The sequence below is a fragment of the Candidatus Poriferisodalis sp. genome, assembly GCF_965208555.1.
Lineage (GTDB): Bacteria > Actinomycetota > Acidimicrobiia > Acidimicrobiales > Poriferisodalaceae > Poriferisodalis.
Window position 1 is genome coordinate 280,688 of record NZ_OZ242342.1, and the last position, 25,702, is coordinate 306,389.

Sequence of the window (25,702 nt, forward strand, 5' to 3'; positions counted from 1 at the left end):
GATCAGTCCGCCAGCGCGGGAGCCCACCCTGAGGCCTCGCGTCGCTTGGTCTCGAGATCGCGCCACGCGGCGTCGAAATCATCGCCGGTGGTGACGCCGTCGATGGCGCCGGGGCCTCGGAGCCCAGCGGGGTCGGCCGCACCGATGAGCGTGTCCGCGTCGGGCTGGCGCAGAGCGGCCAAGAACATGCGGCGATGGGTACGGATGCCAGCATCGGTCGGGCTGAGGTGCTCGGTGGTGCGGTCGAAGATCGGGCCGGGCGACTCGACCGCCCACTGATCGTGAACGTTGATGTCGGCGCCCATGCCCGTGTAGGTGCGCTCGCGCTGCTCGACCGGATCGAACCCCCAGTTGTTCGATCTGTCGGCGATCGGGCGGTAGTCCGGCAGGGTGACCTGGCTGATGCGCTGTGCTCGCATGACCTCGGCATCGACGGGATCGCCGTAGCTGACGAACATCGAGTACCAGTAACAGCGATGGTCGTCGATGGGCACATGCCACTGGAAGATGCTCATCTCCCGGCTCATCGCGATGGTGATCGCATTGGGGAAGATGCAGTTCGAGATACGGACATGGGTGAACTCGTCCTGGTACCGGCGCAGCGTCCGGAACCGGAACCCGAACGGCGTGGGCTCGATGGTGATGTCCGGCGCAGAGGCCTCCCGCATCAGCTCGGCGACGGTCACGTCGGTGTCCGCGATGGTGTCGCGGAACTGCAGCCCGTAGGTGCCGTCCTCTGCGCCCAGGAAGCGATGCAAGAACGCAGCATGTGCCGGGTCAATGCCGACCTCGTGCGCCTGCAGCCAGTTGCAGCCCCACATGCCCTTGAACGCGAACACCTGCGGGCCCGGCGCCACGAAGCAGTCCAGGCCGGGAAGCTCCGGCGGATCGCCCTCGCCCAAGAACGCCCACACGATGCCGTTGCGCTCGGTGACCGGGTAGTGGACCTGACATACCCTCGTGTGGAAGGTCGATGTCGGCGGCTCCGCCGGAGTCTCGAGACACGCCCCGGTCACATCGAAGAGCCACCCGTGGAACGGGCAGCGCAGGCCGCCATCCTCGACCCGGCCAAACGACAGATCGACGCCACGGTGGGGGCATCGGCGCCCGATCATGCCCAGTCGACCTTGGTCGTCGCGAAACAGCACGAGGTCCTCGCCCATCAAGCGAACCGGGACCACCGGCCGGTCACCATCGAGTTCCTCCGTGAGAGCCGCCGGCTGCCAGTACCGGCGAAGCACGTCACCGCCCGGGGTCCCCGGGCCGCTCTGGGTCAGGAGTCGGTTCTCATCGGCACTGACCATGCGCGCCTCCCCCCGGGTCGTGCGATACGAGGACTCACCGTCGTCTAGCAGCCGATGCTAAGAGCTGCGTCCGAAAGACCGGTAGCTTCGGCAACGAACCAGACCGACCAGCCAGGGCAGGCAGAAAGGGGACGCTATGCCGAAGCACCTGACCGCCGCCCAAGTCGACCACTACCGCGACCGGGGCTATATCGCGCCGCTCGATCTTCTGACCGCGAGCGAGACGGCCGAGGCGCGGGCGAAGCTCGAGGCCTACGAGGCCCGCAGCGGCGGCCCGCTCGGCGGCGCTCAGCGTGCCGGCGGTCATCTGCTGTGGCCGTGGATCGACGAGCTCATGCGCCACGAGACCCTGCTCGACGCGGTCGAAGATCTGATCGGCCCCGACATCCTGTGCTGGAACTCGATCTTCTGGATCAAGGAGGCGAATTCGCCCAGCTACGTCGGCTGGCACCAGGACCTCGAGTACTGGGGACTCGACAACGACGAACTCGTCAGCGCGTGGATCGCACTCTCGCCCGCTTCCGAGGCAGCGGGTGCGATGTCGGTGCTCCCCGGAAGCCACCGGGAACTCCTCTCCCACGACGAGACCTACCACGCGGACAACATGCTGACGCGGGGCCAGGAGCTCAAGATCGACGTCTCCCAGCGAGAGGTGGCCTCGATGGCACTCGAGCCCGGCCAGATGTCCATGCACAACGTGCGGCTCGCACACGGATCGGGGCCGAACACCACCGACGACCGTCGCATCGGCATCTCGTTGCAGTACATGCCGACCCGGACCAAGCAGCTCCTCGTCGACTGGGATTTCGCCACCCTCGTCCGCGGGACCGATGACTACGGCAACTTCGAGCTGACCCCGCGACCGCAAAGCGACTTCGATCCGGTCGCCGTCGAGTTCCACCAGCGAGCCGGCGTGGCACTCCGCGAACTTCTCTACCAGGGTGCCGAGCGTCCGCCCGAGCGAGCCCCGACGCTGTAGCTGCGCCCTGTTCCTGGGTGTCGGAGGGGGGACTGTCTTTGCGCAGGTCAGCATAGGGGTTGAGTCTGTAGTTCCCCCATGTTCCCCCGGTTCAAGTCCCCTCGCTGTCGCCATCAGTAGGGCATCGATGCGCTCCGGCAGCCGCACTGAGGGACTCGGTCACATCGCGGCTCGGGTCTGCTGCAAGGACATCGCACACTGCTGGCAGCGCATAGTCCACATCAAGTGCTCCTTCCGTTTCCGTGGCCGCCTCGGGTCTCAAATGTCGGCCGGCGCGGCCCAATCGACCACCGGCCAAGCTGACCCGCTCGACGCAGCGCCCGGGCGCCTGCGTCGACCGAGTCCCGTCGCGTGGGGCCTGATCAGAGACCGGGGCTGCGTCCAGGCGGGGGTTGGCGCCGATCGCGGGTCTGGACTTGCGCCGACTCGATCATCCGTTGGCCAAGCCCGCCAAGCCCGCCGAGCTCCTCAATCGTGACCGTTTGTGCTTCGTCGGACTGATCGAACGCACGCAGCCGAGCGAAAGCGTGCTCGACGGCGTCCCCAGACGCGAACCAGGACTCCATCACACGGCCAGTCGTCTCGAGCAGCTCGACACTGAAGCCGCCTATGCCCGCGACCACCGCATCGTCGTCGCCGAGCCGCACCAGGCGCGTCATGTCGTGAATGTCCGAACCCACTTTCGGATGGGTCCTCGTGCCCTGTCGACGCGGCAGCGCGGCTGCCTTCAGCGCGATCAGCGAATCCGTCGAAGCCACCGGAACCGTCGCCGCTGCCACAGTCTCGGCGCCACGCGCGACCTCGACAAGAACAGGCGTGGCATCGCTGATGGCCATCCGACGAGCCAAAGCGAACGCCCGCGCTCCCGCCTCAGCGGGCAGCTCGGTTTCGTAGCCGTCCGCCAACACGTCGATCATCACCTCCGTGCCCGCCGATCCCATCACAAGCTCTGCCGTCCTGGTGCGCTGCGCGCCGAGCCCGACCAGAACCTCCACCAGCCGCAGCGGATCGGCGCTGACAGCGTCGACATCGTTGGTGATTCGATGCAAACCGGCGATACGCACATTGACCGCAAAGCCGCCGATCACCGCCCACTGAGGCTCGGCCGGGAACTGTGCCAGGGTCTCGACGAACGCTCCGATGGATCCGTCCGGGCTGTCGTGGAGAACGACATGGTCACCAGGCACGCACGATCCCCTCAGGTCGCCAGCGGTTGATGGCCTCGAGGCCGCGAGCAGCGTCCTGGCCGATATCGAGCGCAGCCAAGATGTGGTTCACGACCGGCCACCCGACGCCGCCCAGACCGCCGCGGTCCACGCGCCGAAGGCACGCCAGTCGCACCGGCGCCACCGCGACCGTGCAGCCCCGCGTCTCGGGGTCCTCGGCTGGTCGCAGCATGAGCCGTGCTGCGCGCAGCGCAACCGCGTCGGGCACCACAAAGTCGGGCGGGTAGTCGCCGCGTGCGACGATCGGGATGCCCCACAGCGCCGCCCCAACGGTGCCGGTCAGCGCCCACCCCACGCTGCCTTCGACGTCCTCGAGGCCGAGCCCAAGCCGCTCGACGACCCGCTGCGACGTCGTGTCCGGAACGGCCGCCAACCTGACCGGGCTCGAATGCCAGACGCCCAGCAGCTCGAAGAACAGCTCAGGGCACAGCGGCTTGCCGCTTGCCGTAACCAGCCCGGCGTCGCGCAGCCCGCGCATCGCGTCGGATACCGAGCTCGCCGAGCGGTCGATCCAGCGTGCGACCTCACGCACGCCGTGCCCCCGATCAGGCGTCGCAAGGCACGCTATGGCGGCCTCCTTGGCCACCTGGCTGCTCAACGGCGCGCTCGACGGCCGGTCGTGCCCGCGGCCGGTGCTCAGGACCGTGTCGATGAACAGCGGCAACGCAGTCAGGCGCAGCTCGCCCCGCAAGTCGAAGAAGCTCAACCCCGCCTCGCGCAGCCTGTCCTTCGCCCCCTGGGCGATCCGGTCCGCAACCACGACGACCGGCATCCCAGAGCCCTCATAGCGGCCGATCATGTCGTGGACGCTGCCGGCAGTCACCACCGTCTTCGCGATCACCGCGAAACGGCTGCCCTGTACGTCGACTACGAAATCCCACTCTCCGCCGTCGCCATCAACGATTTCGCCAGCGGCGCCCACGCGGCCCAGCGCCTCCAGCAGCGCCCAACGCGCTTCGCGCTCGACCTCGAGACCCGTCCGGCGCGTCATCGACCCAGCCTTACTGTTCGCTATTCGTGTGCACACCAACAACGTACACAGTTGGCATAGCTCTCCCCGAGCTGCGTCGGTTGCGTGCTCGAAAGCCGCTGCCTCGGGCGCTGCTCGCTTGAGATTCGGGGAGGAGGGATTGTCTTTGTGCAGGTCAGAGCTGGGGTTGAGTCTCCGGTTCCCCCTGGTTCCCCCATTCAAGTCCCTCGCTTCTCTGTGGCGTCGCGGTCCGCTCGGTGTGCCGGGGCTCGAGTCAGCTGAAGCCGTGGACCCGGTGGTCCTCGAGGTCGACGGGCCGGAACCACACTTCGTGTCGTGCGCACGCTGGAGGCGCTTCGGCTCTCACGTAGTCGTTCCAGGGATCCGACTCGAAGTCAGGATCGATGAGCGTCACCGGCCGGCGCGCACGCCGAGGACTGGCCCACTCGGGGGTCGGAACGTCGTCGCGCTCGCACAGCGCATCGACCACCGCAGCGATCCGGCGTAGGTCGAAGCGGCGGGCGCCGAAGCGATGCCACCAATGAAGCCGGCGGGGCGCTTCGGCGATCATCTCCAGGCGGCGAGCATGGTCTGAGGGCGCCCAGTCCTTGCAGAACTGGCTGATGCCCACCGTGCGCCCGCGGCCGTCGTCATCCGCGATGAGCGCGGGCAGGTCACGGGCGCGGACAAACCACCCCGGACCAGTGATGAATACGGTTCGTGCCGCTTCGGCCACGAGCTCAGAGTACCCAGCGTCGATCCGCGTGAGCTCACCCGCGCGTGACGCCAGCGGGCCGCCGCGGGCCGAGATGCCTCCAGCTTGATATGCCATATCTGTGGCAGTCTCGGTCGCGGCGCTGGCAGTGCCTACCTCTGCAGACGAGCAATGCAGCGGGCCGTGACTCGCCCAGATTGGACTTGAAGTGACCTTCTTCTGGACTGAAGTGGTCGCTGTTGCCGTCGTTGTGCTTTCACTTCGCTTCTTGAGACGTTGCCCGCGGAGATGCAGAACGCGCACATGGTGGCGAATCCTCCCCACCGGCGCAGCGGTTGATGTCAGCGACGCAGCGCAGTCATTGGGCGCGCGCAGCCCGGGGTGGCGCTCTCGCTACCTGTCGATCGTCAGGTACAAGGCGGCCGAAATGCCGGATTCGCCGTGCGATGTCTGGATCAGCGTCGTTCCCAGCCGCGACGCCGAGGAGCTTGTGGACTCAGTGGCCGAGGCGGCCGGGTGCGCCGTTCAAGAAGACGGCGACGTGCCCTTCGTCTTGGAATTCCCGAAGTGGCGAGTCTCGCGTATCGGCGACTTCATACAAGGGTCGAAACGCGATATGGCAGCCGTCAAGTCTACGGACGCGGATTCGCTCACGACGGCCGCAGAGCGCAATTTGAAGAACGGAGGCGCGATCGTGACGACGGTGCGGTGGCCGCGCCGAGGCGAAGGCGTACTTGCACGAGTGGCGACCACGTCTCGGCCGCTTTCGAACAAATGGGCTTCAAAGGTGCGCCATGAGAGCCGATCCTGCAAGCTCTCGCCATCCGTTCTTCTTCCGCTGGCTGCCGCCGTGTATCTCGCGTTGATCCTCATCCACTCATGGTTGATCGAGCTCATTCCCATCGTCTATCTGGCCGACGTCATGCGAGATGAGATCTCGGCTTTGGAGGTTGGCGTTGCCATCTTCGGTGCGCTGTGGATGGCTGATTCGCTCGCTAGGGAGCTCCGACTCCCGAGCGTCGTATCGGGAATCCGCTACTACTGGCACTTGCCGATGGGCCTGCGGACACGCTTTCGGAGTGTACGGCTGAGCGCCACTCAGGTTGCCGGCTGGGCACGGGCGAGGTAGTTGGGGATCAGAGCTCGTGTGCGTTCAGAGCCAGTTCGAGCCGGGCTGCTTCGGGCAGGTGCGCTGCGCAGCTCACGGTGCCGTCGGGGCCGCCGGTGACGTATTGGGCGGGTCGGCGCTCGCGCTGGGGGCACCAGCGGCACCACCATGACGGGCCGCTCGGGTCGAGGCTGATCCGGTGCAGCAGCCAGTGCGAGTCCAGTTCGGGTGCTTCGACGAGCACGTCGTAGGCGTGTCCGATGGCTTCGGCGAGTACCGGGTCGCCCTCGGGAATCGGGCACCACTCGTCGACCATCGCGCCGAGTCGTCCCACTCTGTCGAGCTGGTGCTCGTCCTCGAGCGTGAAGTCGCCGTGCGGGGGTCTGCGGCGTACGCATTCCCATTCGACTTCGCCGAGGCAGTCCTCGGGGTGCAGCAGCCAGGCAGTGATGTGCATGGTCACCACATCGAAAGTGTCAGCTTCGTAGCCGACGGCGACGGCGTCGAGCTCGCTCCACCATTCGTGGAATGGCTCTCCGCTGAGGAATGTCGGGCATCTCGTGGCTGCTGCGGCCAGCTCGAACATGTCCCGCTCGGCGTCGAGATCGTCATCCTCGCCGACATGGGTCGTGGCAGGCAGCCGCAGCGCAGCAGGCACCCAGACGCGGTGGCCGGTCGTCTCGGGGATCGCAATAGGGCCGGTAGGCCATGCCGAACTGATCGCTGCGACGGCCTCAGCATGCGGCCATGTGCATCTCTCAGGGTCTTCTCGGGTGAGCACGTCGACGACGCCAAGACGCGGGCCACCTGGCTCTGCGAAGTCGACTGCCCACCAGGCATAGTGCCAGCCATTGACCGAGTCGGCCTCGGGCCAGCGAAGAGGGTCGACGCCGGTCGCTTTGTGCAGCGTTCGGTAGTTGTGCAGCCATCGGGCCTGTGCCGGCTCGGCCCGATACGGCAAAGGCTGGTGATCGTCGCGTTGCATGAGCCCGACCGTAGACCTGCAATGTGACGGTGAGGCGAATGACGGTCGGAGCGCTGTCGGCTCTTGAGGCGGTGGCTTCGCCTTCTGGCGGATCCTCGCCCCAAGCAGGGTTGCCGGTAGCTTCCACTGCGAGGAGGTCTCGCCATCTGGCGAAACCTCTTTTGTCAATCACCAGACCTATTCGATGATTTTTGTATGTCTCCGCTCGGGTGCATTCGGTTCACACGCAGGTTTCGGACCGAGCATTCGCCGCCCGTGCGCTGCATTGGTATTGTGGCGCGTTGAGACGGCTTTGAGGATCAGACGACGGAGCTTCCGTACTGGCTGTGCGGCTGGCCCCGCCGTCTGATCCCCGAGATACCGGTCGCCCGCCCCGGTGCCACCCCCTCGCTGGATGCTGGGTCAGTGGCACCGGGGACTTCTTCAAGCGGACCGGCGCTGCCGATAGTAGATCGGGATTGCGCACACGCGATTCGGTGACGCGTTCATCTCGGTCTGGACGCAGTACGTGTCGTCATCGGCATCCATCGTCCAGGGCCTGTGGCCGATCTGTTGCGCTCCGGGCGCGCTGAGCGGCTACCGTTTGGCTCGTCACCAGCACCGTCGCTTCTTGCGGCGCATGCAACCAGAGATCTCAGAGGGTCCCTCACGGGTCCCTTCGGCTCGGTTGCTGCGTCGGTGTTGGTGACAAACCTCGACCCTCTGACCGAAGGGACCCACCTGTGTCTGACACCCACCGCGCTGTGGCGCGACGTCGCTCTCGTCTGCCTGCAGCGAATCGACGAGCAGTCCTCGGCTTGCTCGCATGTGTCATCGCGCTTGGCGCTGTCGTGGCGCCTGCGACGATCGCGTCGGCACAGACATCAGCCGTCGAACCCGGTTCGGTGAAGATTGTCCGCTACGGGGGTGCGGATCGCTATGCGACGTCGCTGCTGGTGGCACAAGCGGCGGCGGCCGACGCCGGCGGGACGCTGGAGCATGTGGTGATGGTCTCGGGTCGCCATTGGCACGACGCCGTCGTCGCCGCAGCAGTTGCAGGTCGTGTGGCGGGGCCGGTGCTGATGACACCGCCGGATCGGTTGCGCGAAGACGCTGCGGAATTCCTCCAAAGCGTCGGCGCGACCAAGGTGACCGTGGTCACGACAGGCGAGTGGCCAGACACGACGGTGTCGCCCGACGTGTTCAGAGCGCTCGAGGCGGCCGGAATGTCGGTGGCGCGTCTCGGCGGTGACGACCGCTACCAGACCGGCGCGTCTGTAGCGCGGTGGTTGGTCGGCCAGGGCAGTCAAGACGTCAGCGGAAAGGTCGCAGTCGTCGCCAACGGCGAGGTGTTCGCCGACGCGCTGGTTGCGGGTCCGCTGTCGGCGCACCGACAGGTGCCGGTGCTGCTGAGCGGCAGCGACGAACTGCATTCTGCGGTGGCCAATTTCCTTTCTGGCGCCGGCATCGAGCGTGTTCTGCTGCTGGGCGGCAGCGCCGCGCTGTCCGCCGAGGTCGAGTCCGCTGTCGCGGATCTGGGGATCGCCGTGGACCGCATGGCCGGAGCGACCCGATTCGAGACTGCGGTCCTCACCGGCCAATACGCAGCGGACTTCGTCGGCGGCGGATGCTTCGCTGGGGCCGAGGTCGGTCTGGCGCGTGCTCGGGTGCCGTTCGACTCTTTCAGCGCAGCGGCGCTGATGGCTCGCCAGTGCGCCCCGCTGTTGCTGACCGACCCGCAGCAGATCCCACTGAGCACATCGAGCTTTCTCGACGGCGTCCGGAGCGCCAACGACGACGGGGTCACGCTGACGGTGTTCGGTGGCGAAGCCGCTGTTTCCCAGGACGCCCTCGACGGCTACCTCGGCCCCGAAGCCGATAGCCCGCTCGACCCGGACATCGCCGAGCCCGCGCTCGACTGCGGCGGCAACAGCACTGATCCGCCATCACAGCTGATCGCCGGCACCACGTTCGCCCGCGAGCCCGCCTGGTCGCCCGACTGCACCAAGATCGCCTACATCCACGTCGGCACCATGACGATCGCCGACGCCGACGGCAGCAACGCCACCGCTGTGCTGCGCACACCCGGCGCATCGCTCAACCAGCCTGCGTGGTCGCCGGACGGAACCAAGATCGCCCTGTCGGTGCTCAGCTTCGAGGGCGGGACCGGCTATGCGAGCCAACGACGGCACATCTATGTCGCCGACGTCGACGGCACCAACCTGACCAGGATCACCGAGGGCACCGTCGAGGACGACTACCCCACGTGGTCCCCTGACAGCACCCAGATCGCGTTCCATCGCACCACCTGGCAGGACCGGACCGTCTCGCCGCCCGTCGGCACCGACCGCTACATCGTCATTGTCGACGCCGACGGAGCGAATCAGGCGGAGATCAACAAGGGCGGCGGCTGGGAGTCGCACCCGGCATGGTCTCCTGATGGCTCGCAGCTCGCCGTGGGCACCGGCCTTCGGCTCGGCGTGATGAACACAGACGGCACCAACCTCCGCTCCTGGGAACCCTCGCCGCACTGGTTCAGCAAGCTCGCATGGTCCCCCGACGGCACTCAGATCGCGCTGGCGCGCATCGCTGGGCCGCGCGACGACCCCAACAACGTCGAGACCAACATCGCAGTCCTCGACGTCGCGACCGGCACCGTTACCGACATCACCGCCACGGAGGGCACCGAGCTGAACCCCCACTGGTCCCCCGACGGCAAGCGGATCATCTTCAACAGTCACGCCAACAGCGGCCGCGACACCCACATCTGGACCGTCGGCGCCGATCACAAGCCGGACAGATGAACTAGTGGCCGTCGGCAGGTGTGACAACAGATCGCCCCTCGACACAGCGCATGTGTGTATAACTCGGCTGTGTGTCACCGACGGCCTCGCTATCGCAGTTCGCCGTGCTCGGTCCCAGGCATCTCACGGTCATGAGTCGGCACCTCGCCCACTCCGTCGCTATGGCGTCGCCCAATTGTTCAGTCGTGCCCGATCGCCGCAGCGAGATCTATGAGGTGCCGGCCGTGGACTGCGTGGCGAGCCGGGCATGAGCGACGGCGGCATCTGGACGTTTTTCAGCAGCGGGGAAGGCCAAGCGCTGGTGGCGCTCGCCGCGACGTCGGCCATGCTCCCCTATCTCCGGACGCTTGGGAGGAGGTTGACCGAGCGTTGGGTCCGGCGCCGCAGCGCAGCCCGCAGTGCCGCCAAGAAGACCCGCGACCGCGTCGCCACGCGAGTCGCAAGCGGCGGCCTCGGTCTGCCCGCCGAACGTTTGTGCCAACACATTCGGGAGCATGGATGGATACCGCTGCAGGTCAAGCCCGCCAAGACCAGGCGCTTGCGAGCCAGCCGCGCACTGCGCCGTTACCTCCTGACGATGGACACCCAACCCAAGGGCGGCTTCGCCATCACTCAATGGCACTACCGGCCGCTCGTCGCCACCGACGAGACAGACGGCAGCAGCTACCAGGCTGCATTCGAGCTGGACGTCGAAGTGCACGCCAAGGAGAACCGCAGGCACTTGTCGAGATCACTGCGCGCTGTCCCGCAGTCCTCGAGCAGCACGAGGCTGGTGGTGCTCGCGTCGGCACACGACATGCTCAACGACGACGCCACCGTGCGATGCCTGGTGGTGGATGCTCTCGTGACCGAGTACGCGGACCAGCCGTGTGGGCGCCTGACGCTGCGGCAGTACTCGCCGCTCCTCGACGGCTCGCCGACGGTGTACAGCCGTGTCCGGAGGCTCGTGCCCGACAATGCGATCTGGCTCGTCGTGCCGGTCACGACATGCCGCGAGCCGACCTCGCTGTGGGGTCACCTGGAAGAGCGCTTCGCGCTGGCCGACGCCATGCCCGACGAACCAGCAGGCGAGCACCTGAGCGACTCCTCAATCGAACAAGAGATGCGGCGGCGACTGAAACGACACCGACGAGTCCGATTCGCGATCTGGTTCATTCTCAGCTTCGGCGCGTCCGGCTTCCTCCTGCTGCGCCAGACCACAATCCGCTACGCCATGCCACGCGGGGCCGGCAACTGGGATCTCGCCGTGTATGTGCTGAACAGCGGCCTGATTTTGCTCTTGAGCCTCGGAATCGCCGCATACCTGTGGATCGCCGCCTATGCGATCGTCGACCTGTGCTGGGAGTCGATCATCGGACTGTGGTGGTGTCGCAGGGAGGCACAGACAAGGACAGCCGACAAGGCGGCCTTCCTGAGCCGACACGGTGACGGCCCCCGATGGAACGGAGGCACCACAAAATGCCGCCTCTTCTTGGGCTTGGCTGCACGAGGATTCGAGCCCGCACCACCCCGCAAACCCCGCTGAGATGACCCAGATGCCGAAATCAAGTGCCATGAACGCCCCCGAGCCTCTCACTGTGCACATCTGCGGCAAGCCCGCCGGCGTCCTCGACCACCACCGCGGCGAGCTGCGCTTCGCCTACAGCGACGACTACGCCGCCGACCCCGCCGCGGTGCCGCTGTCGGTGTCCATGCCATTGACAGGGCCACCAGTAGTGGGCCGACGCATCAGCGGCTGGCTCGACGGGCTGCTTCCCACCAATCAGCTCGTGCGGCGCCGCTGGGCAGCCAGACACGGCGCCCTGTCTCACAGCGCTTTCGACGTGCTCGGCACCGCAGTCGGCCTGGACCTGCCCGGCGCAGTCCAGACATTCTCCTACGGCGCCGCCGCCGGACTTCACGAGCGTCCCTCAGGAATCGACTGGCTCAGCACGGCTCAGCTCGAAGGCTTCGTCGACCAACTGGTGCGCGAGAAGAACTGGCGACGCGAAGGCACGCGATCCGCCTGGAGCCTCGCCGGCGCGCAGTCCAAGACTGCCCTGGTCCGCGACGGCGACCGCTGGGGAGAACCATGGGGCACCAACGCCTCCACGCACATCCTCAAGCCCTCCATGCCCGGCCTACAAGACCAGGCCATCAACGAACACCTCTGCCTCGCCGCCGCCCGCCACTGCGGCCTGGCGGCAGCGCGATCGCAGCCTCTGCGCATCGGCAGCCACAGCGTCATCGCCGTCACTCGAGACGACCGGCCGACCAGTCCCAACGGCACCGTGGCCCGCGCCCACCAAGAAGATCTGCACCAAGCCTGCGGCGAGCCTGACATCGGGATCTACCAGTCAGACTTCGGAGGGCACCCCATCAGCCGCTTCGCCCGCCTGTTCGCCGAGCACTCCGCCGAGCCCGACACCGACAAGCGGCGCTTTCTCGACGCGCTCGTGTTCAACTGGCTCGTCTGCAACCTCGACGGCCACGCGAAGAACTACGGCCTGCAGCTGGCCCACACCGGCCACCGGCTCGCGCCGCTGTATGACATCTGGTCCATGCAGCCCTACGAACCCGACCTCATCAGCTCGCACACGATGGCCATGTCAGCACTGCCAGACCGCCGCATCCTCGCAGCCGACAACCCCGCAGCATGGAGAGCCGCAGCCGCCGCCATAGGGATCGCGCCGGCCGAAGGACCTCTGCGCGCAGCCGCGCTTGCCGCAGCCCTCGCCGGCGCGTTCACCCGCGCCGCCGACGAACTCCCCGAAGACGTGCGCCAAGCACCGATCGTGCACACCCTCACAACCGCCATGACCCAACGATCCCAGCACTGCCTCACCGCCCTCGCAGCCAACTGAAGCAACGCTCAAGACCGCGTCAAGCCAACCTCTATGTCCACGACACCTAGATGCCTTGCCTAACGACGGGTACGGGGAATCCACGATTGATGGTCTCGTGAGGCATCGGCGCGAGATTTGTGAATCCGCAGAAATAGACCTGCTGGCCGAGCACCATGTTTCCCGCCGTCGGCTCTAGGTCGAAGCTCGGCGACAACTGAAGCTCCGGCGCGAGGATCACAGCATCGAACGCCACATCGGAAGTCCATACAACGCGGACCCTCACGGTTGCCCATCGACCCGAGTGAAGAAGCTCAATCGTGGTGCTCTCGTCGACCTGCAGATCGGGCAGGAGATGGGGTCTGTCAGGAATTTTGTGTATCGGGCGTGGTCTGAGGGTCCCTGGCTGGGTGCTGGGGGCGTTCTTCGGGGTTGCGTAGGTCGTGCGGGTTGCGTTTGCGATGCTTCTCGACGGGCCGGTACGCGATGGCGATTGCTGCGGCGGCGACCCAGAACAGGACCTGACCGAAGGCGGGCACGTCGGTGTTTCGCAGGATCAGCCAGCCGGTGATGGCGAGTGCCATGAACACGCGCTGTGTCCGCCGGCCGGCTGGGGTGTCGGGTTTCCGTGACCACGCCACGGCTAGCGGTTTTTCTTGATGTGGGCGAGCACGGCGTCGTAGGCATCGCACCAGCGTTCAGCGGCTTTGCGCACCTCGCCCGACTGCATTCGTAGCTTGCTGTCCATCATGTAGTCCATGACGCTGCCAGAGGCTCGCACAGCGAGCGCGTGATCGGGTTCGATGTGGTTCGGTTGCATTGGGGGCACTGTAGCCACAGCGACGCGGGCGATGACGCGGTTCGGTTCGTCGCTGCGCCGAAGGGGACCACGGCAACGCCGGAGTCCTCCGACACGTCGGCTGCGGCCCCGAGCGGGGCGGGTGTTGGCAGCAACCGCCAAACCAGCTCAAAGGGCTCAATCGAGTTAGCTGTATAGCACAATTTGCTACGTTGCGGAAATGGTAACCACCCCTCAGTCCAGCGAGCCGGAGCCTGACAAGCCGGTCGTTCCCGACAGCGCCGAGCGGATCGCCCACGCGGTCGCTGCGACTGACCCTAAGCCGCAGCCGCGAGGTAGGCGATGAGCCTCGACGGTCGTGCTGAGACCATCGAGCAAGATTTCACTGCCGAGTTCCAATGGCCGCTCGGCAAACCCGACCCGCTGGCGATCACGTTCGCCGCGTTCGTGCTCGCAGCCATCGCGGAGGCTGCGGAGAAGAGCGGCTCTCGGATGATTACTGCGGGGCTCTGCGTCAGGCAGCCGGATCGCTCAGCATGGCGGCCGAGTGACGGTGTTGACCGACCCTGCGTCTCTGGACGATCTCGACGCGAAGATCACTGGCATCAAGATCGAGATCGACTGCGTGGTCGGTGACGCCGGTGCGGCGCGGCGCGATGCGAGCATCGACCCGAGCGCTCGGCGAGCTTATCGACCCGCTCGATTCCAAGACTGACCGGATCAAGGCCCAGCTCGACACGCTGATCGAAACTGTCACCGCCATCCCACCCCGCCCGCGCCGCTGATGTTCCGGCGCAAGCGTCGCCCCGCCACCCCGCCGCGGACCCCACCGCTCGACGCAGCTGAACTCGCGATGCTGCGCACCACGGTCGGCATATGGCAGACGAACTCCCACGCCAGCGCTGACGTGGCCGACTTGGAGCTGATCATCGCCGGCTGCGTCGCGCGCATGGTCGGCACCGCTCCCTACCGCGCTGAGCCCACCGAGACTGTCGCCGATGGTGAACTCGACCCTGACGGCGTTACCGAATTGCGCCGTCTCTCCCAGCAGCACTCCAGGGCCATCCTCGATCTCGATCTGAGCGAGCGCGAACGCGAAGCCGAGGCCGCCGACCTCGCCGCGCTCATCGCTCACGCCGCGTCACGACTGCTCCGCTAGCGGGTAAGCACGTAAGTCATTCCCGCAGCAACTGCACACGGAACGGACTCCGTTGAGGCCGTCAGCCCCGCACATCTCCACGCATGACGGATCGCGTAACGATGTCATCGTCGTGCCAACATCGCAGCGGTGAAGGGCCGATCAATTGATCGGCCAAACCCGGCTCGGGCTGGTCGAAGTGTGGATGCCCAACGACGCTTCAATGAAGGGCCGATCAATTGATCGGCCAAACCTCACCGCCAGCCCCTCAGGGTTGGAGAACAGGAGACAGCTTCAATGAAGGGCCGATCAATTGATCGGCCAAACGACCACGCCCGAGCAGTGGAACGCCGCGAAGATCGAAAAGCTTCAATGAAGGGCCGATCAATTGATCGGCCAAACGCGACTACCGATGGGCTGCCGTAGTAGGCGTAGGTGTAGCTTCAATGAAGGGCCGATCAATTGATCGGCCAAACTCGGTCGTGACTCCATCGACTTCGATGTCGAGCGCGACGCTTCAATGAAGGGCCGATCAATTGATCGGCCAAACATCGTCCGGCTCACGCTCAAGGGATGCGACGAATGAGGCTTCAATGAAGGGCCGATCAATTGATCGGCCAAACTTCACCAGCGCGTGGTGGGGCTACCGGGCGGGAACGATGCTTCAATGAAGGGCCGATCAATTGATCGGCCAAACAGCCCGCCGCCTCGCCCACCCCGGTGGGCGCCACCACCGCTTCAATGAAGGGCCGATCAATTGATCGGCCAAACGCAGAGCGCGGGCGCCAGCGTGAGCAATGGGGCAACGGGCTTCAATGAAGGGCCGATCAATTGATCGGCCAAACCGGATGCGGTGCGACCGCACCACCCGCAGCCACAGCGCTTCAATGAAGGGCCGATCAATTGATCGGCCAAACTCGTCGTCGATCAGCGGCATCGCGTCGGTGAGGATCGCGCTTCAATGAAGGGCCGATCAATTGATCGGCCAAACATGACGGTCGCTGGCGCGTAGTCCGATCAGACATGGGCTTCAATGAAGGGCCGATCAATTGATCGGCCAAACCATGGAGCAGTGGATTCTGGCAGTCACAGCGGTGTACGGGCTTCAATGAAGGGCCGATCAATTGATCGGCCAAACACACCATCATCGCCAGGTTGTCAAGTCGGGCATACAGGCTTCAATGAAGGGCCGATCAATTGATCGGCCAAACGATCAGGTACCTCGCCGAGGACTACTGCGGCAGCCTCGCTTCAATGAAGGGCCGATCAATTGATCGGCCAAACCACGCGAGTTCTCCGTGCGGGAGATGGCTCGTCTCGAGCTTCAATGAAGGGCCGATCAATTGATCGGCCAAACCATCCGCAAGCGCCTAATCGAGCTGGGCCGCTGCACGCTTCAATGAAGGGCCGATCAATTGATCGGCCAAACTGAGGGTGCCCCTCCCTTCATTCTCCCAGGCGGCACGCTTCAATGAAGGGCCGATCAATTGATCGGCCAAACGTCGTCGTCCATCTCGGCGAGGATCGCCGAGTCGATCCCGCTTCAATGAAGGGCCGATCAATTGATCGGCCAAACCGTGCGCTGCTCGAGTTGCGCACTGCGTCGTTCAGCATGGCTTCAATGAAGGGCCGATCAATTGATCGGCCAAACTGCGGGGAGCACGCCGCTGGGTGTACGTCGCCGACCAAGCTTCAATGAAGGGCCGATCAATTGATCGGCCAAACGTTGCGGCACGCGACCCGCTCCTGACAGCCGCTTCAATGAAGGGCCGATCAATTCTGACCAAGCTTCAATGAAGGGCCGATCAATTGATCGGCCAAACCCCTCTCGAAATCTACTGGTGTTGACCAGCGGTTTCGGAAGCGGTTGCGAGCGCTCTACGCGTAGAGGCGCTCGCGAAGCGGTTCATTCGGTTGTCAAGGTGCAGATTAGGCCCGTACTTCGGGGCTGCGAGCGCTGCCCGGGGATCAGGGCCTGACCGGACCGCTCGCATCAGACGATAACCGGCCCGGAGCTGGGCAATGGCGGCGCATTGCCGAGGAAGTCGAAGCAGTCTCTGCCTCGCTCAGCAGGCATTCCGAGGTCAACGAACGCGATGGTGTCGTCGCCGTGATGGATGACTTCGCCGAGCTCGGTTTTGAGATTGATCAGCTCGATGCTGTCTAGGTCGCTGATGAAAACGCTGTAGTGCATCGGCCAGCCGTATGCCTTCATGGCCTTGTGGACCTTCCGGAGACGCCGCGGATCTCTGATGTCATAGGACACGAGATACCGACGGCGACCGCTCACGAACTTACCTCGTGGTGAACGGCACATACTCGGGAATCTCGCCGAGCATCGCTGCTGCGAGCATCCGAGCCTGCACTTCGAGCACACGCCGGTAGGTGATCTTGTAGCCATAGGTGGGATGGGTGATCTCGTGGTCGAGGCGCCTTTCGTACGACGCGATGACGGCACGGCGTGCCGCCTGCTCAAGCGCCACTCCCCCAGCACGGATGACGAAGCCGCTCTGAGACACTTCGCCGTTGTTCACTGCGTTGATGACAACCGACTCGGCGATGATCGGCCGGAACTCCTCTGCCAGGTCGAGAGCGAGAGCAGGCCGCCCGAATCTCGGCCGGTGGTACACGCCCAAGTACGGATCGAAGCCGATCGAATACGCCACAGCCGTCAGATCCTTGACGAGCAAGGCATACAGAAACGACAGCAGGCAGTTCACCGGGTCGAGTGGCGGGCGCCGGTTGCGTCCCGCGAAGTCGAACGTGCCCAGCCGGTCGTCCTTCAGCATCGATGCGAAGCTGCCGAAGTACGAGCGGGCCGCGGCTCCCTCGATGCCCAGCAGCGACTCGATCGAATCGACCTCCGCAGCCTTCGCCGCCAGATCCTTCAGCTGCCCGACCGCAGCATCCACCGGTTCGCGCGAGTTGCGCATCAGCAAGGTGCGGGAGTTGCGGATCTTGCCGACGACCATCTGGCGGGCCAGCGGCAGCCCCGCCTGGGCCGCCACCGCGACCTGGCGCCGGCGCAGCTCCACATGCTTGGACGGCAGGCCGTGGGCGATCCCCTGGAACCATCCCCCATAGCTGAACCAGCACACCGGAATGTCCCCCCGGAACGCCGCATGAAGCAGCTGAGTCGACACCTGCACGTTCCCGCTCAGATTGATCTGCGAGATGTCGATCAGGCGGTCGCTGCGCACCACTTCACGGTTGACCTTCACCTCCACCCGCCGCTGGCTGATCCCCAAGCGAGCGCCCTGCTCAGTCACATACAGCGGCCGTGCCTCCGAGTCGCGCGGCGTCAGACGCCTCGGCGCCTTCTCCTCGCGACCGGCGTGGAAGTTGGTCTCATCGGGCAAGCAGATGCCTACCAGCGAGCAGCGCGGGCATTTCGGGCTGTCCACCAGCGGCGGCGGCGCGTCGTCGGCTGCCGCAACACCGCGCAGTCGCTCGACGGTGTCCAGCGTCTTGCCCAGCAAGCGATCGTCGAACTCCACTGTCGTGCGCTCGCGGGACGCCGCGAAATAGAACTGGCCCTCATCGCAGTCGTAACCGCTGTCACGCAGGATCAACCCGATCGCGGCCAACTGCTGCAGCTCAGGCTCCCAGGCAGGACCATGCTTGGGCGGTCGGCCGCGTTTCACCTCCACCGGCACCACCCTGCCGTCGAAGCCCTCAACAATGTCCGTCTTGGCAATGAGCCCCAGGCGCTCTGAACTGACCAGCACCGAGCGCGCATTGCTCACCGGATCGTCCTCCGACGACCCACCCATACGCCCGCCGCCCTCGTCCACCCGGCGGTGCACATAACGGCCATGAACCGTGTCCGCATTGTCCTCGAACCGGCTCTGCACCCACTCGAGATAGAACAGCCGCGGGCAGTACACGAACTCGTTCACCATCCGAGCCGGAACAAGATCGGGTGCCTCAGTCACGCTGCCAAATCACCCGAGGAGGACCGAACCGCCCATACTTGCTGGACCTATCGATATTCGAAGCTAGGACTTGGAAGAGTCCCCAGCCGGCGAACTGACGGGACCGAGACCTCAGCGAATCTGAACCCGCGCTAACCACGTCGTCGGGCGGAATCGATGCATGCGAGATAAGCGTCCGCGAAACGCTGAGTGACACCGGGTGGGCCCAAAGAGGCCACGAGAAGCAGCCTTGGTTCCACGTGCCGTGGCAGGCCGTTGTCGCAGTCTTCCGGCCACCACGAAACGCCGAGAAACTGGCCATGCCCAAGATGGCAAGGCACTGGGCGCCCGGGCAGGAGAGCTTCGGATTGTTCTTGGAGTCTGTGGGGTCGAACGCCTCAAGCGCGTATTGGCGGTCGTCGACAACGTCCCAGCCGAGCGAAGGCAGTCTGTCGCTGTATTGCCATGCACCCAACACGGTCCCTGCAATGTCGTCAGGACTCGTCTCGGTTAGGACCCGTCTCATCATGTCAAGGAGTTTCTGATTCCCGGATGTGAAGTCAAGGTCTGTCGGCTTCGCCTTCGTTCCCGACACCGCATCGAGACTGTTCTCGGCGACCAACGATGCCGCCAAGGCGCCATCCCTCAAACCACGGGCTTGGTCTAGGTAGTCCCGGATCGCATTCGCCGGGAACTTGACGTCGTCGCGGGTAGGCGCTGGATTCAGCGCTGGTCCTGACGCCCAGCTCCTGGACACCGAGACAACTCGCGCGACGATCTCATCAACATCAAACTCCGAGTCGACAATTGCCGCAGGAACGAGCGAGTCGGTCCACCCAAGACGCAGCTCGCCATTCGTCTCGGCAAGCGCCACCTGCACGCCGAGCGCAGCCATGAACCCGAGCGGGTTGCTGCCAGACAATCCCGGTAGCTCCAGCTCCGCCATCAGCGGGCCTCCGAATCGGTGGTGCCAATGCCGAGCGCTTCGGCCTCGCTTTGGCGGTGGTCGGCCAGACGGAGGATGGCTTCGAGCCAGGCGAGGCCGTGGTGCCCGTACTTGGCGCAGAGCCGCCAGAAGCGATCGGCCATGTCCAGCGCCAAGGGTGTCTCGCTGAAGTCGGTCCGAGTGCTCAGCACGACGCCCCTCATGTCGTACCTGAGGGATTGAGGGCAGTCGTCCCGGACGATGCGAGGCAACGGTCGGCCTCGTCCGTGATGGGTTGCGACCAGATGGAGCACCAGGTCGGCATCATGGGCGCGGCGCAGAACCTCTTCTGCTGACTGCGCCAGGGCAACGCTGGCGACCTCGTGGCGCACTGGCGGCCAGGCGTCACGGCGGGTGCGAACGCCTCGAAGCGACTTCGCGAGCGGGGTCGCTTGCATCGCCAGCCTGACGGGATCGTGTCCGACCATCTGCGCCTGGAACCTGCGATCGATCTTGCCGAGATCATGCAGTTCGCCCGCGAGTGTCAAATCGCTCGCCAGCGCCGACGACAGCCCGAGTCGCGCCGCAAACTCTTCAGCACGATGGCCTACGCCGCTGAGGTGTGCTGCCAACGGCACTCCGGTGCCTGTCAACGATGCATCGTCATCGTTCGACAGCGTCGTCGACTCCACGGAGCGCTCGGCGAGGACGTAGTAGGACTCCGATGGCTGGCGAGGGCTCAGCCCGTCAACCGGGACGCTGACCATCTCGATGTCAAACTCGCCGGATTTCAGGACATGAAGCGTGCCGAGTCTTGTCTCCTCATCGGCGTCTGGATCGCCCGCGAGCCACTGCAAGTGCATCGGCACCGCGACGGGGGCGTGAGCGAGCACATCGTCGATCCACCGCCGTGCGCTCTCTTTGGGTGAGCTCAGGTTCTCCTCAGCGAAGCTGTCGGCCGCTGCATCGTCGCTGATCGGCCGGGGAAGCGTCGGCGCATCGTCACCGAGCCACTCTTTGAGCTGGTATTCGAGCTGTCGATCGAGTCGTATCGTGCGGCGACGCTGGTAGGCCCACTGGGCTTCGTCGCCGAGATCATCCACCTCCGAGTCAGGCACCGCCAATCCGCCGCCGGCGCTTGGTCGAGTGTCAGTCTTCTCAGCGTGCAGCGGGTTCCAAGTGCCTTCGCTGAGGCCGCCGACGTGGGGATGAACCAGCAGCACATCGCCGGGCCCGATGTCCTCGACATCGACTTCCTGCACGATGTCGTTGCCTCCGACATACCGCAGGACTGATCTCGACACAGGAGCGGTCAACGCATCGTCAGCCCTGTCTCGCCCAGCGTCAACAACCGCGCTCGCGACATCGGCGACCGGTGTCTCCTCGGCGCCTCGCAGCCATGCCGTCGCCGCCGAGAGCGGCACCGACAGCTGTTCTGGTGGACGGGGCGGCACCAATCGAAGCGCTTCTGCGCTGCGATCTCGGCGCCACACAATGGACACCTCGGGTTCGGGCGGATTCTCGTCGAAACCGTGCAGGAAGTCACCGATCCCGGGCTGAACCAGAGGCTCGGGACTTGTCTGGGTCCACGCGTCCATGTGCGTAGGCAGGAGCAAAGGGGCCGTTCGGGCTGGCGCGCCCGCCTCTTGGGGAAAGCCGTCGAGTTGCTTGCTCGCGGGGCCGATGTCGATCGGACAGTCGCCGGCCCGGTCAGCTAGCTCGTTCCACGTCACCCGAACGGCTTCCCCGTAGACCGGGTCGGGCCGCTTGCTCGCGAGTTCTGCTTTGAGGCCAAGCACCCAGCAGCGTGCGGGCTCGCCTGTGCGTTCAGCCAAGGTGCCGCGGCGGTCGAGACGGCCGACACGCTGGCGGAGACTGTCGAACGGACATGCCTCGGTGACGAGCGCATCGAAGCTGAAGTCGGCACCGACCTCGATGGCCTGGGTCGCCACAACGACAGTGCGCTCCGCATCGGGGTCGCGCCTGTCTGGGTCGACCAGGGTTTCGATCTTGCGGAGTCGTCGCTGGCGGTCCAGCGGTCGCATGCGACCGGTGAGAAGGTGCGCCGTGACGCCGGCCTCAGACAGCGCCCGCTGCACCTCGCGCGCCGTGCGCACGCGGTTCACGATCACCCCGATGCTTCGCTCCGAGTCATGCAGGTCGCTCTGGAGAATTCGCACGATCTCTTTAGGCAGCGCCGAGTACGCGTCACGGCCGGCTGCCTCGACCAGACGGGCACGCTTGGCGGACCGAGCGATGCGTCGCAGCCGTGTCACGGCCTCGCTGTCGCCTTCGAGGTCGGCCTCAGGCTGCAGTGCGAACCTGACGCCGTCCACTATCGAAGGCGTGGCCGACATCTCGACGATTCCGCCCCGCTGGGGCAGCAAGGAGCTGTTGAAGGAGTTGGCCGATGGCTCGCTGCGCACGTCTTGCAGCGTGGCGGCAAACGGCTTGCTCAGGTGAACCTCGTCGAGGATGACCAGGCAGTCATTGCCCGCTAGCCCGGCATGGATCGGCCACATCGCTTCGCTGATGCCGTAGCCGCGGAACAACAGCTTCGAACCGAACTGATCCACCGTGGAGACCATCACCCACGGCTGGTCTGGCCGTATCGCCCAGTCGTTGTCGAGCGGGATGCCGCCGCGCAGCGCAGAGACGCCGATCGGTGCATCAGCATCGCCAGCGATCTCGCTGAGCCTGCCGCGCACTCTGGCGAGCACTCCGCTGTCCGCGGCGCGAATGGAATCACTGATCTGTCGAGCTCTCTTGCACACCTGATCGACGACGATGCGGCGGTCGATGACGAAGACGATGCGTCTCGGGAACACCTCGGGGCGGACGGCGAGCGCGAAGACCGCTGTGTCGAGCACTGCTGTCTTGCCCGCGCCGGTCGGCAGGTCGATCACGTCCGGCCATCGCTCTTCGGCGAGGACTTGGTTTGTCAGACGCGTCTGCCACGGATACGGTTCATACCCGTGAACTGACCGGAAAAACGTTCCGAATTCGGTCGCAACAAGTGCCTCGGCGCTCATCGCCGCCCTACGGGCTGGCCGTCATCGGCGGGCGAGGAGCGCGTCGGGGCAGGTCGCATGAGGCCGAGGCCGAGGAATCTGCCCGAGCCCAGTACGAGCGGTCCGCTGATGTCCTGATCGAACCGCACCGCAGCGTGCACCAATCGGCGACGCACGCCTTCGCCCCGCCGAGTGCCCTGCACAAAGGCGGGGTAGTGACCGGCTGGCCGCGCGCCGGGAAGCAGCGGGTCCAGCGACACTGCAACTGCGGCCGGATCAGGCAGCCCGACGTGTATGCACGACTGACGCACCTCTTCCTCAGCCGCCGCCCATGCCCGCGCCCGCGCAGCCGGCGACCCGGAGGTCAACCGGCCGGGATTCTTCGGGAGCGCGATCGGCGTTGCGCTGATCCACTCCGACGAAGGCCGCGACCACGTGGCGGTACGCAACGTGCTGAGCTCGAATGGCGGCTGCCTGCGATGCAAGTCCATGACCTCGCCGCCGAGCGTCAGACGGCACCGGCCCTGCGGCGCAGCCTGCTCCCAGGTGCCGATCGCGCGATAGGCAGCATTGGCCGCTTCTTCAGGAAGCGACGCAGGAAGCATCGCCGCGAGGCCCATGATCCGGCCATCTGCGTAGTCATGGCCGACATTCGGCAGCGCCAGAAACGCGACGTGGGGATGCCGGCTGGGTCTGCCATCGGCCAGATGACCGCTCAAACCCTCCGGCAGCGGGTCGTCCGCGTGGCGGAAGGTCGCGCCGCGCAGTGCCTCGGTCAGCTCCACCGTTCGGATTGTCGGGAAGCGGCGCTGGCCGATCGGAAGCTCGAACACAACGAGATCGCCCGCGTTGTCGGGCCGCACAGCCGTCGGCGAACGCTCTTCTGCTTCCGTCTGCTCGGAGTACCGGACTCCGACAAACGGCAGTGCCCGCGGACGCATTCCCTGATGCTGTCGGTGAGCCGCCTCCAGCGCCGCAAGTTGACCACGCTGGGTACAACGGAGTACAAGCGATCCAGATCCCGGTAGCAATGTCGGCTCAGGACAGTCATCAATCAATCGGCACGACACAAGCGAGGATGAGTGTCCGATGCGCGTCACTCTGGCAAGGAGACCGTCGAGCGATCCCGCCATGTGAAGTTCGGGCGTGTCGCTCCATGCGAATGTGACGATCGCACACGGCGGTGTCACCGAAGGGAACTGACGCTCCTGCTTGCCCCGGCCCGTTATCCAATCACCGCGTTCGCCGCCACGCTGGAATTTGCCACTCCGATTCTTGTGCCATGCATAGGTCGAGGGGGGCAACACTCCCTCGGGCAGCACCCTTGCGGCTGGGGCGCTGCCAGTCGCTACTGCCGCGTCGTTCACCGGGACGAAGTAGCCCACCGGCGTCCGCGCAACAACATCGTCTAGCAGCGAGGCTGAGATCGTAGGAGCGCCAAGTGCCTCCAGCCACTCGAGCGCTGCGCGTTCTGCAGGGTCTGGGGTATCTGAGTCAGCCCATGCCGAGACCAATGCCGAGAACAAGCGGGCAGGGTGCGGCGGCCACTCGTGCTCGTGCCGGTCGTGATGCGCTGTCGCGACGTAGCGGCCGGTCAAGAGTGTCACTTCGATGGCGATCATGAGGCGTCCGCTGCTCCCTCTCGGGCTGACACCTCCCTGCTGCGGCGAAGCAGCTCCACGAGCTTGGGCGCAGGCTCCAAGCGGATCTCACCGGCCTCCCAGCCGAGGCCCGCTGCGTCCGCCTCGGCTGCTGCCCGCTTGACGAGTGCTGCGCTTGATTCGCGGCCAAGCTCGACGATTGCTGGCTCGGATCCGTCTCGCCACACGAGTTCGACGTTGGGAGCGTGCTGGGGGATGAGCAGGCAACGCGACCGTAGGTCGAAGTCCATCTCATAGCCGTAGGCGATGGCAGCGACGCCCAGCGCGGCCACCGCTGTGCGGGCAGCCACGGTCGCTTCGCGGCTGACATCCGCGAACCTGAGCCGACGAAGTGCCGCTAGCGACAGCACGGTCGTCTGACGAGCGGAGGAAACGGTTACTCCGCCGTTGATGACGTTGCCGTCGGCATTTGTGTGGAAGCTCGGCGTGATGTTCCCGTGCAGCGCTTCGGAGGGTCGGCCATCCTTCTTGAACGGCTTGGGTCGCCCCTTCGCATCCCTCTCTGCCTCTTCGGGGTCGAGCGTCCACAACTGTTCGCTGTCCCTGTGTTCTAGGAGAACGGCAGCGGCCCGTTCGATCTGAAAGGGATCGATTCTGCTGGCCACACCCTTGCCGGGTACCGCGCAATCGCCCACAATCTCGGCAACGTACGCCCGCTGGAACTTGGCACCCAAACCGCCCTTCGGCCCCGTCGAATCCCACTGGCCGAACAGCAACGCCGTTGGCGCGTACCTGAACATCGCCGTCGCGTTGCGAGGCTGGGCGTCAGTGATCGCCCTACCAACCTCGGACAAGCGGAACAGCGTTCCATCAAGCAGGCTGTCCCGGAAGATCGCGTCAGCGAGTCGGTGCGGCGCTTCGAGCACCGTCAACCGCCCGATGTCGCTCACATCGGGTTCGCCCGAGAAGTCCACGAACGGCACCGGGAAGCGCAACTGCTCGGCCTCCCAGCCCTCCAGGAGCGCCAGTTCAGCCCGATTCGCCTGCGATGCCACTGAGTCAAGAAGCACAGTCGTCGACACACGGTCGCCGACCTGCCGTTCCTCAATGGCGTACTTGTGCACGGCGCCGCGCTCCACCGAATAAGTGGGCGGAAACACCTTGCCGCCTTCGCCTTCGGCAGGCTGGAGACTCATGATCGAGCGCAACGCGACGGCACCGCCAGCCACAGATTCCCGCAGCATCTCGTAGGTCAACTCAGCCATTCATGTGTCCTTTCTGGCGATACTGCGCAATCAAGTGCGCTGTGCGCATGCTGATGGAGGGGTGTGACATGTACTCAAGCCCGACTTCACCTCGCTGCCAGCGACATCGACCTGAGAGATTGCCTGAGAACCTAACAAGATCGTGCTACACACCTTC

At 65.4% G+C, this 25,702-nt stretch carries 21 protein-coding genes and 1 CRISPR repeat array; of the genes, 7 read left to right on the forward strand and 14 right to left on the reverse strand.

The window, feature by feature from the left end; genetic code table 11:
* Positions 1 to 2: 2 nt before the first annotated feature.
* Positions 3 to 1,304, reverse strand: a complete 1,302-nt coding sequence (locus ACOGXE_RS01600; protein WP_419932213.1) for a Rieske 2Fe-2S domain-containing protein — start codon at positions 1,302 to 1,304, stop codon at positions 3 to 5.
* 136 nt (positions 1,305 to 1,440) lie between these two features.
* On the opposite strand from ACOGXE_RS01600, the gene ACOGXE_RS01605 reads away from it, so the two are divergent.
* Positions 1,441 to 2,283 carry a phytanoyl-CoA dioxygenase family protein gene (locus tag ACOGXE_RS01605; protein WP_419932214.1) on the forward strand — a complete coding sequence of 281 codons (843 nt, stop codon included), beginning with the start codon at positions 1,441 to 1,443 and terminating at the stop codon, positions 2,281 to 2,283.
* A 362-nt stretch (positions 2,284 to 2,645) separates the two neighbouring features.
* On the opposite strand, the gene ACOGXE_RS01610 is transcribed toward ACOGXE_RS01605, so the two are convergent.
* The 3 genes from ACOGXE_RS01610 to ACOGXE_RS01620 form a co-directional block, all read right to left on the reverse strand.
* Positions 2,646 to 3,470 (reverse strand): nucleotidyl transferase AbiEii/AbiGii toxin family protein, encoded by an 825-nt coding sequence (locus tag ACOGXE_RS01610; RefSeq protein WP_419932215.1) that lies wholly within the window; start codon positions 3,468 to 3,470, stop codon positions 2,646 to 2,648.
* Positions 3,460 to 4,500 carry a hypothetical protein gene (locus tag ACOGXE_RS01615; protein WP_419932216.1) on the reverse strand — a complete coding sequence of 347 codons (1,041 nt, stop codon included), beginning with the start codon at positions 4,498 to 4,500 and terminating at the stop codon, positions 3,460 to 3,462. Before ACOGXE_RS01615 ends, ACOGXE_RS01610 begins: the two co-directional genes overlap by 11 nt.
* Before the next feature lie 253 nt (positions 4,501 to 4,753).
* A complete protein-coding gene (locus tag ACOGXE_RS01620; protein WP_419932217.1) occupies positions 4,754 to 5,311 on the reverse strand; it encodes a hypothetical protein in 558 nt (185 codons plus the stop codon).
* A gap of 91 nt (positions 5,312 to 5,402) precedes the next feature.
* On the opposite strand from ACOGXE_RS01620, the gene ACOGXE_RS01625 reads away from it, so the two are divergent.
* Positions 5,403 to 6,323 carry a hypothetical protein gene (locus ACOGXE_RS01625; protein WP_419932218.1) on the forward strand — a complete coding sequence of 307 codons (921 nt, stop codon included), beginning with the start codon at positions 5,403 to 5,405 and terminating at the stop codon, positions 6,321 to 6,323.
* Positions 6,324 to 6,330: 7 nt separating this feature from the next.
* On the opposite strand, the gene ACOGXE_RS01630 is transcribed toward ACOGXE_RS01625, so the two are convergent.
* On the reverse strand, positions 6,331 to 7,287 hold the full coding sequence (locus tag ACOGXE_RS01630; protein WP_419932219.1) for a hypothetical protein: 957 nt from the start codon (positions 7,285 to 7,287) through the stop codon (positions 6,331 to 6,333).
* Between the two features lie 830 nt (positions 7,288 to 8,117).
* Between ACOGXE_RS01630 and ACOGXE_RS01635 the strand changes: the two genes are divergently transcribed.
* The 3 genes from ACOGXE_RS01635 (at position 8,118) to ACOGXE_RS01645 (ending at position 12,913) form a co-directional block, all read left to right on the forward strand.
* Positions 8,118 to 10,070, forward strand: coding sequence for a cell wall-binding repeat-containing protein (locus tag ACOGXE_RS01635; RefSeq protein WP_419932220.1), 1,953 nt, complete (start codon positions 8,118 to 8,120; stop codon positions 10,068 to 10,070).
* A gap of 247 nt (positions 10,071 to 10,317) precedes the next feature.
* Positions 10,318 to 11,595 (forward strand): hypothetical protein, encoded by a 1,278-nt coding sequence (locus ACOGXE_RS01640; protein WP_419932221.1) that lies wholly within the window; start codon positions 10,318 to 10,320, stop codon positions 11,593 to 11,595.
* Between the two features lie 10 nt (positions 11,596 to 11,605).
* Positions 11,606 to 12,913: a HipA domain-containing protein gene (locus ACOGXE_RS01645; RefSeq protein WP_419932222.1), complete on the forward strand. Its 1,308-nt coding sequence runs from the start codon at positions 11,606 to 11,608 to the stop codon at positions 12,911 to 12,913.
* A gap of 46 nt (positions 12,914 to 12,959) precedes the next feature.
* On the opposite strand, the gene ACOGXE_RS01650 is transcribed toward ACOGXE_RS01645, so the two are convergent.
* From ACOGXE_RS01650 to ACOGXE_RS01660, 3 genes are all read right to left on the reverse strand, one after another.
* Positions 12,960 to 13,148, reverse strand: a complete 189-nt coding sequence (locus ACOGXE_RS01650; protein WP_419932223.1) for a hypothetical protein — start codon at positions 13,146 to 13,148, stop codon at positions 12,960 to 12,962.
* 109 nt (positions 13,149 to 13,257) lie between these two features.
* Positions 13,258 to 13,476: a hypothetical protein gene (locus ACOGXE_RS01655; protein ID WP_419932224.1), complete on the reverse strand. Its 219-nt coding sequence runs from the start codon at positions 13,474 to 13,476 to the stop codon at positions 13,258 to 13,260.
* Positions 13,477 to 13,535: 59 nt separating this feature from the next.
* A complete protein-coding gene (locus ACOGXE_RS01660; RefSeq protein WP_419932225.1) occupies positions 13,536 to 13,712 on the reverse strand; it encodes a hypothetical protein in 177 nt (58 codons plus the stop codon).
* A gap of 611 nt (positions 13,713 to 14,323) precedes the next feature.
* Between ACOGXE_RS01660 and ACOGXE_RS01665 the strand changes: the two genes are divergently transcribed.
* Both ACOGXE_RS01665 and ACOGXE_RS01670 read left to right on the forward strand, forming a co-directional pair.
* The gene (locus tag ACOGXE_RS01665; protein WP_419932226.1) at positions 14,324 to 14,476 is read left to right on the forward strand and encodes a hypothetical protein; all 153 of its coding nucleotides are present in this window, start codon (positions 14,324 to 14,326) and stop codon (positions 14,474 to 14,476) included.
* Between the two features lie 68 nt (positions 14,477 to 14,544).
* Entirely contained in the window at positions 14,545 to 14,850 is a 306-nt protein-coding gene (locus tag ACOGXE_RS01670; RefSeq protein ID WP_419932227.1) for a hypothetical protein, read from the forward strand.
* A gap of 123 nt (positions 14,851 to 14,973) precedes the next feature.
* Positions 14,974 to 16,652: a CRISPR direct-repeat array (repeat unit 36 nt; unit sequence GCTTCAATGAAGGGCCGATCAATTGATCGGCCAAAC).
* 170 nt (positions 16,653 to 16,822) lie between these two features.
* Here the strand turns inward: ACOGXE_RS01670 and cas2 are convergent.
* From cas2 to cas7u, 6 genes are read right to left on the reverse strand one after another with little or no spacing between them, the layout of a single operon-like run.
* Positions 16,823 to 17,119, reverse strand: coding sequence for a CRISPR-associated endonuclease Cas2 (gene cas2, locus ACOGXE_RS01675; RefSeq protein ID WP_419932228.1), 297 nt, complete (start codon positions 17,117 to 17,119; stop codon positions 16,823 to 16,825).
* Positions 17,120 to 17,123: 4 nt separating this feature from the next.
* A complete protein-coding gene (gene cas1 / locus ACOGXE_RS01680; protein ID WP_419932229.1) occupies positions 17,124 to 18,764 on the reverse strand; it encodes a CRISPR-associated endonuclease Cas1 in 1,641 nt (546 codons plus the stop codon).
* Complete coding sequence (locus ACOGXE_RS01685; RefSeq protein WP_419932230.1) at positions 18,757 to 19,689, reverse strand: hypothetical protein; 933 nt, start codon at positions 19,687 to 19,689, stop codon at positions 18,757 to 18,759. Before ACOGXE_RS01685 ends, cas1 begins: the two co-directional genes overlap by 8 nt.
* On the reverse strand, positions 19,689 to 22,700 hold the full coding sequence (gene cas3u / locus ACOGXE_RS01690) for a type I-U CRISPR-associated helicase/endonuclease Cas3 (RefSeq protein WP_419932231.1): 3,012 nt from the start codon (positions 22,698 to 22,700) through the stop codon (positions 19,689 to 19,691). The genes ACOGXE_RS01685 and cas3u overlap by 1 nt, the downstream gene beginning before the upstream one ends.
* Positions 22,697 to 24,301, reverse strand: a complete 1,605-nt coding sequence (gene csb2, locus ACOGXE_RS01695; RefSeq protein ID WP_419932232.1) for a type I-U CRISPR-associated protein Csb2 — start codon at positions 24,299 to 24,301, stop codon at positions 22,697 to 22,699. Before csb2 ends, cas3u begins: the two co-directional genes overlap by 4 nt.
* The gene (cas7u, locus tag ACOGXE_RS01700) at positions 24,298 to 25,545 is read right to left on the reverse strand and encodes a type I-U CRISPR-associated RAMP protein Csb1/Cas7u (protein WP_419932233.1); all 1,248 of its coding nucleotides are present in this window, start codon (positions 25,543 to 25,545) and stop codon (positions 24,298 to 24,300) included. The genes csb2 and cas7u overlap by 4 nt, the downstream gene beginning before the upstream one ends.
* Between the last annotated feature and the right edge of the window lie 157 nt (positions 25,546 to 25,702).

Coding starts and splice junctions, on each gene's coding strand:
- ACOGXE_RS01600 (WP_419932213.1), bottom strand. CDS start 1,304: ATGGTCAGTGCCGATGAGAACCGACTCCTGACCCAGAGCGGCCCGGGG.
- ACOGXE_RS01605 (WP_419932214.1), top strand. CDS start 1,441: ATGCCGAAGCACCTGACCGCCGCCCAAGTCGACCACTACCGCGACCGG.
- ACOGXE_RS01615 (WP_419932216.1), bottom strand. CDS start 4,500: ATGACGCGCCGGACGGGTCTCGAGGTCGAGCGCGAAGCGCGTTGGGCG.
- ACOGXE_RS01620 (WP_419932217.1), bottom strand. CDS start 5,311: ATGGCATATCAAGCTGGAGGCATCTCGGCCCGCGGCGGCCCGCTGGCG.
- ACOGXE_RS01630 (WP_419932219.1), bottom strand. CDS start 7,287: ATGCAACGCGACGATCACCAGCCTTTGCCGTATCGGGCCGAGCCGGCA.
- ACOGXE_RS01640 (WP_419932221.1), top strand. CDS start 10,318: ATGAGCGACGGCGGCATCTGGACGTTTTTCAGCAGCGGGGAAGGCCAA.
- ACOGXE_RS01645 (WP_419932222.1), top strand. CDS start 11,606: ATGCCGAAATCAAGTGCCATGAACGCCCCCGAGCCTCTCACTGTGCAC.
- ACOGXE_RS01655 (WP_419932224.1), bottom strand. CDS start 13,476: ATGGCACTCGCCATCACCGGCTGGCTGATCCTGCGAAACACCGACGTG.
- ACOGXE_RS01660 (WP_419932225.1), bottom strand. CDS start 13,712: ATGCAACCGAACCACATCGAACCCGATCACGCGCTCGCTGTGCGAGCC.
- ACOGXE_RS01670 (WP_419932227.1), top strand. CDS start 14,545: ATGCTGCGCACCACGGTCGGCATATGGCAGACGAACTCCCACGCCAGC.
- ACOGXE_RS01685 (WP_419932230.1), bottom strand. CDS start 19,689: ATGGCGGAGCTGGAGCTACCGGGATTGTCTGGCAGCAACCCGCTCGGG.
- cas3u (WP_419932231.1), bottom strand. CDS start 22,700: ATGAGCGCCGAGGCACTTGTTGCGACCGAATTCGGAACGTTTTTCCGG.
- csb2 (WP_419932232.1), bottom strand. CDS start 24,301: ATGATCGCCATCGAAGTGACACTCTTGACCGGCCGCTACGTCGCGACA.
- cas7u (WP_419932233.1), bottom strand. CDS start 25,545: ATGGCTGAGTTGACCTACGAGATGCTGCGGGAATCTGTGGCTGGCGGT.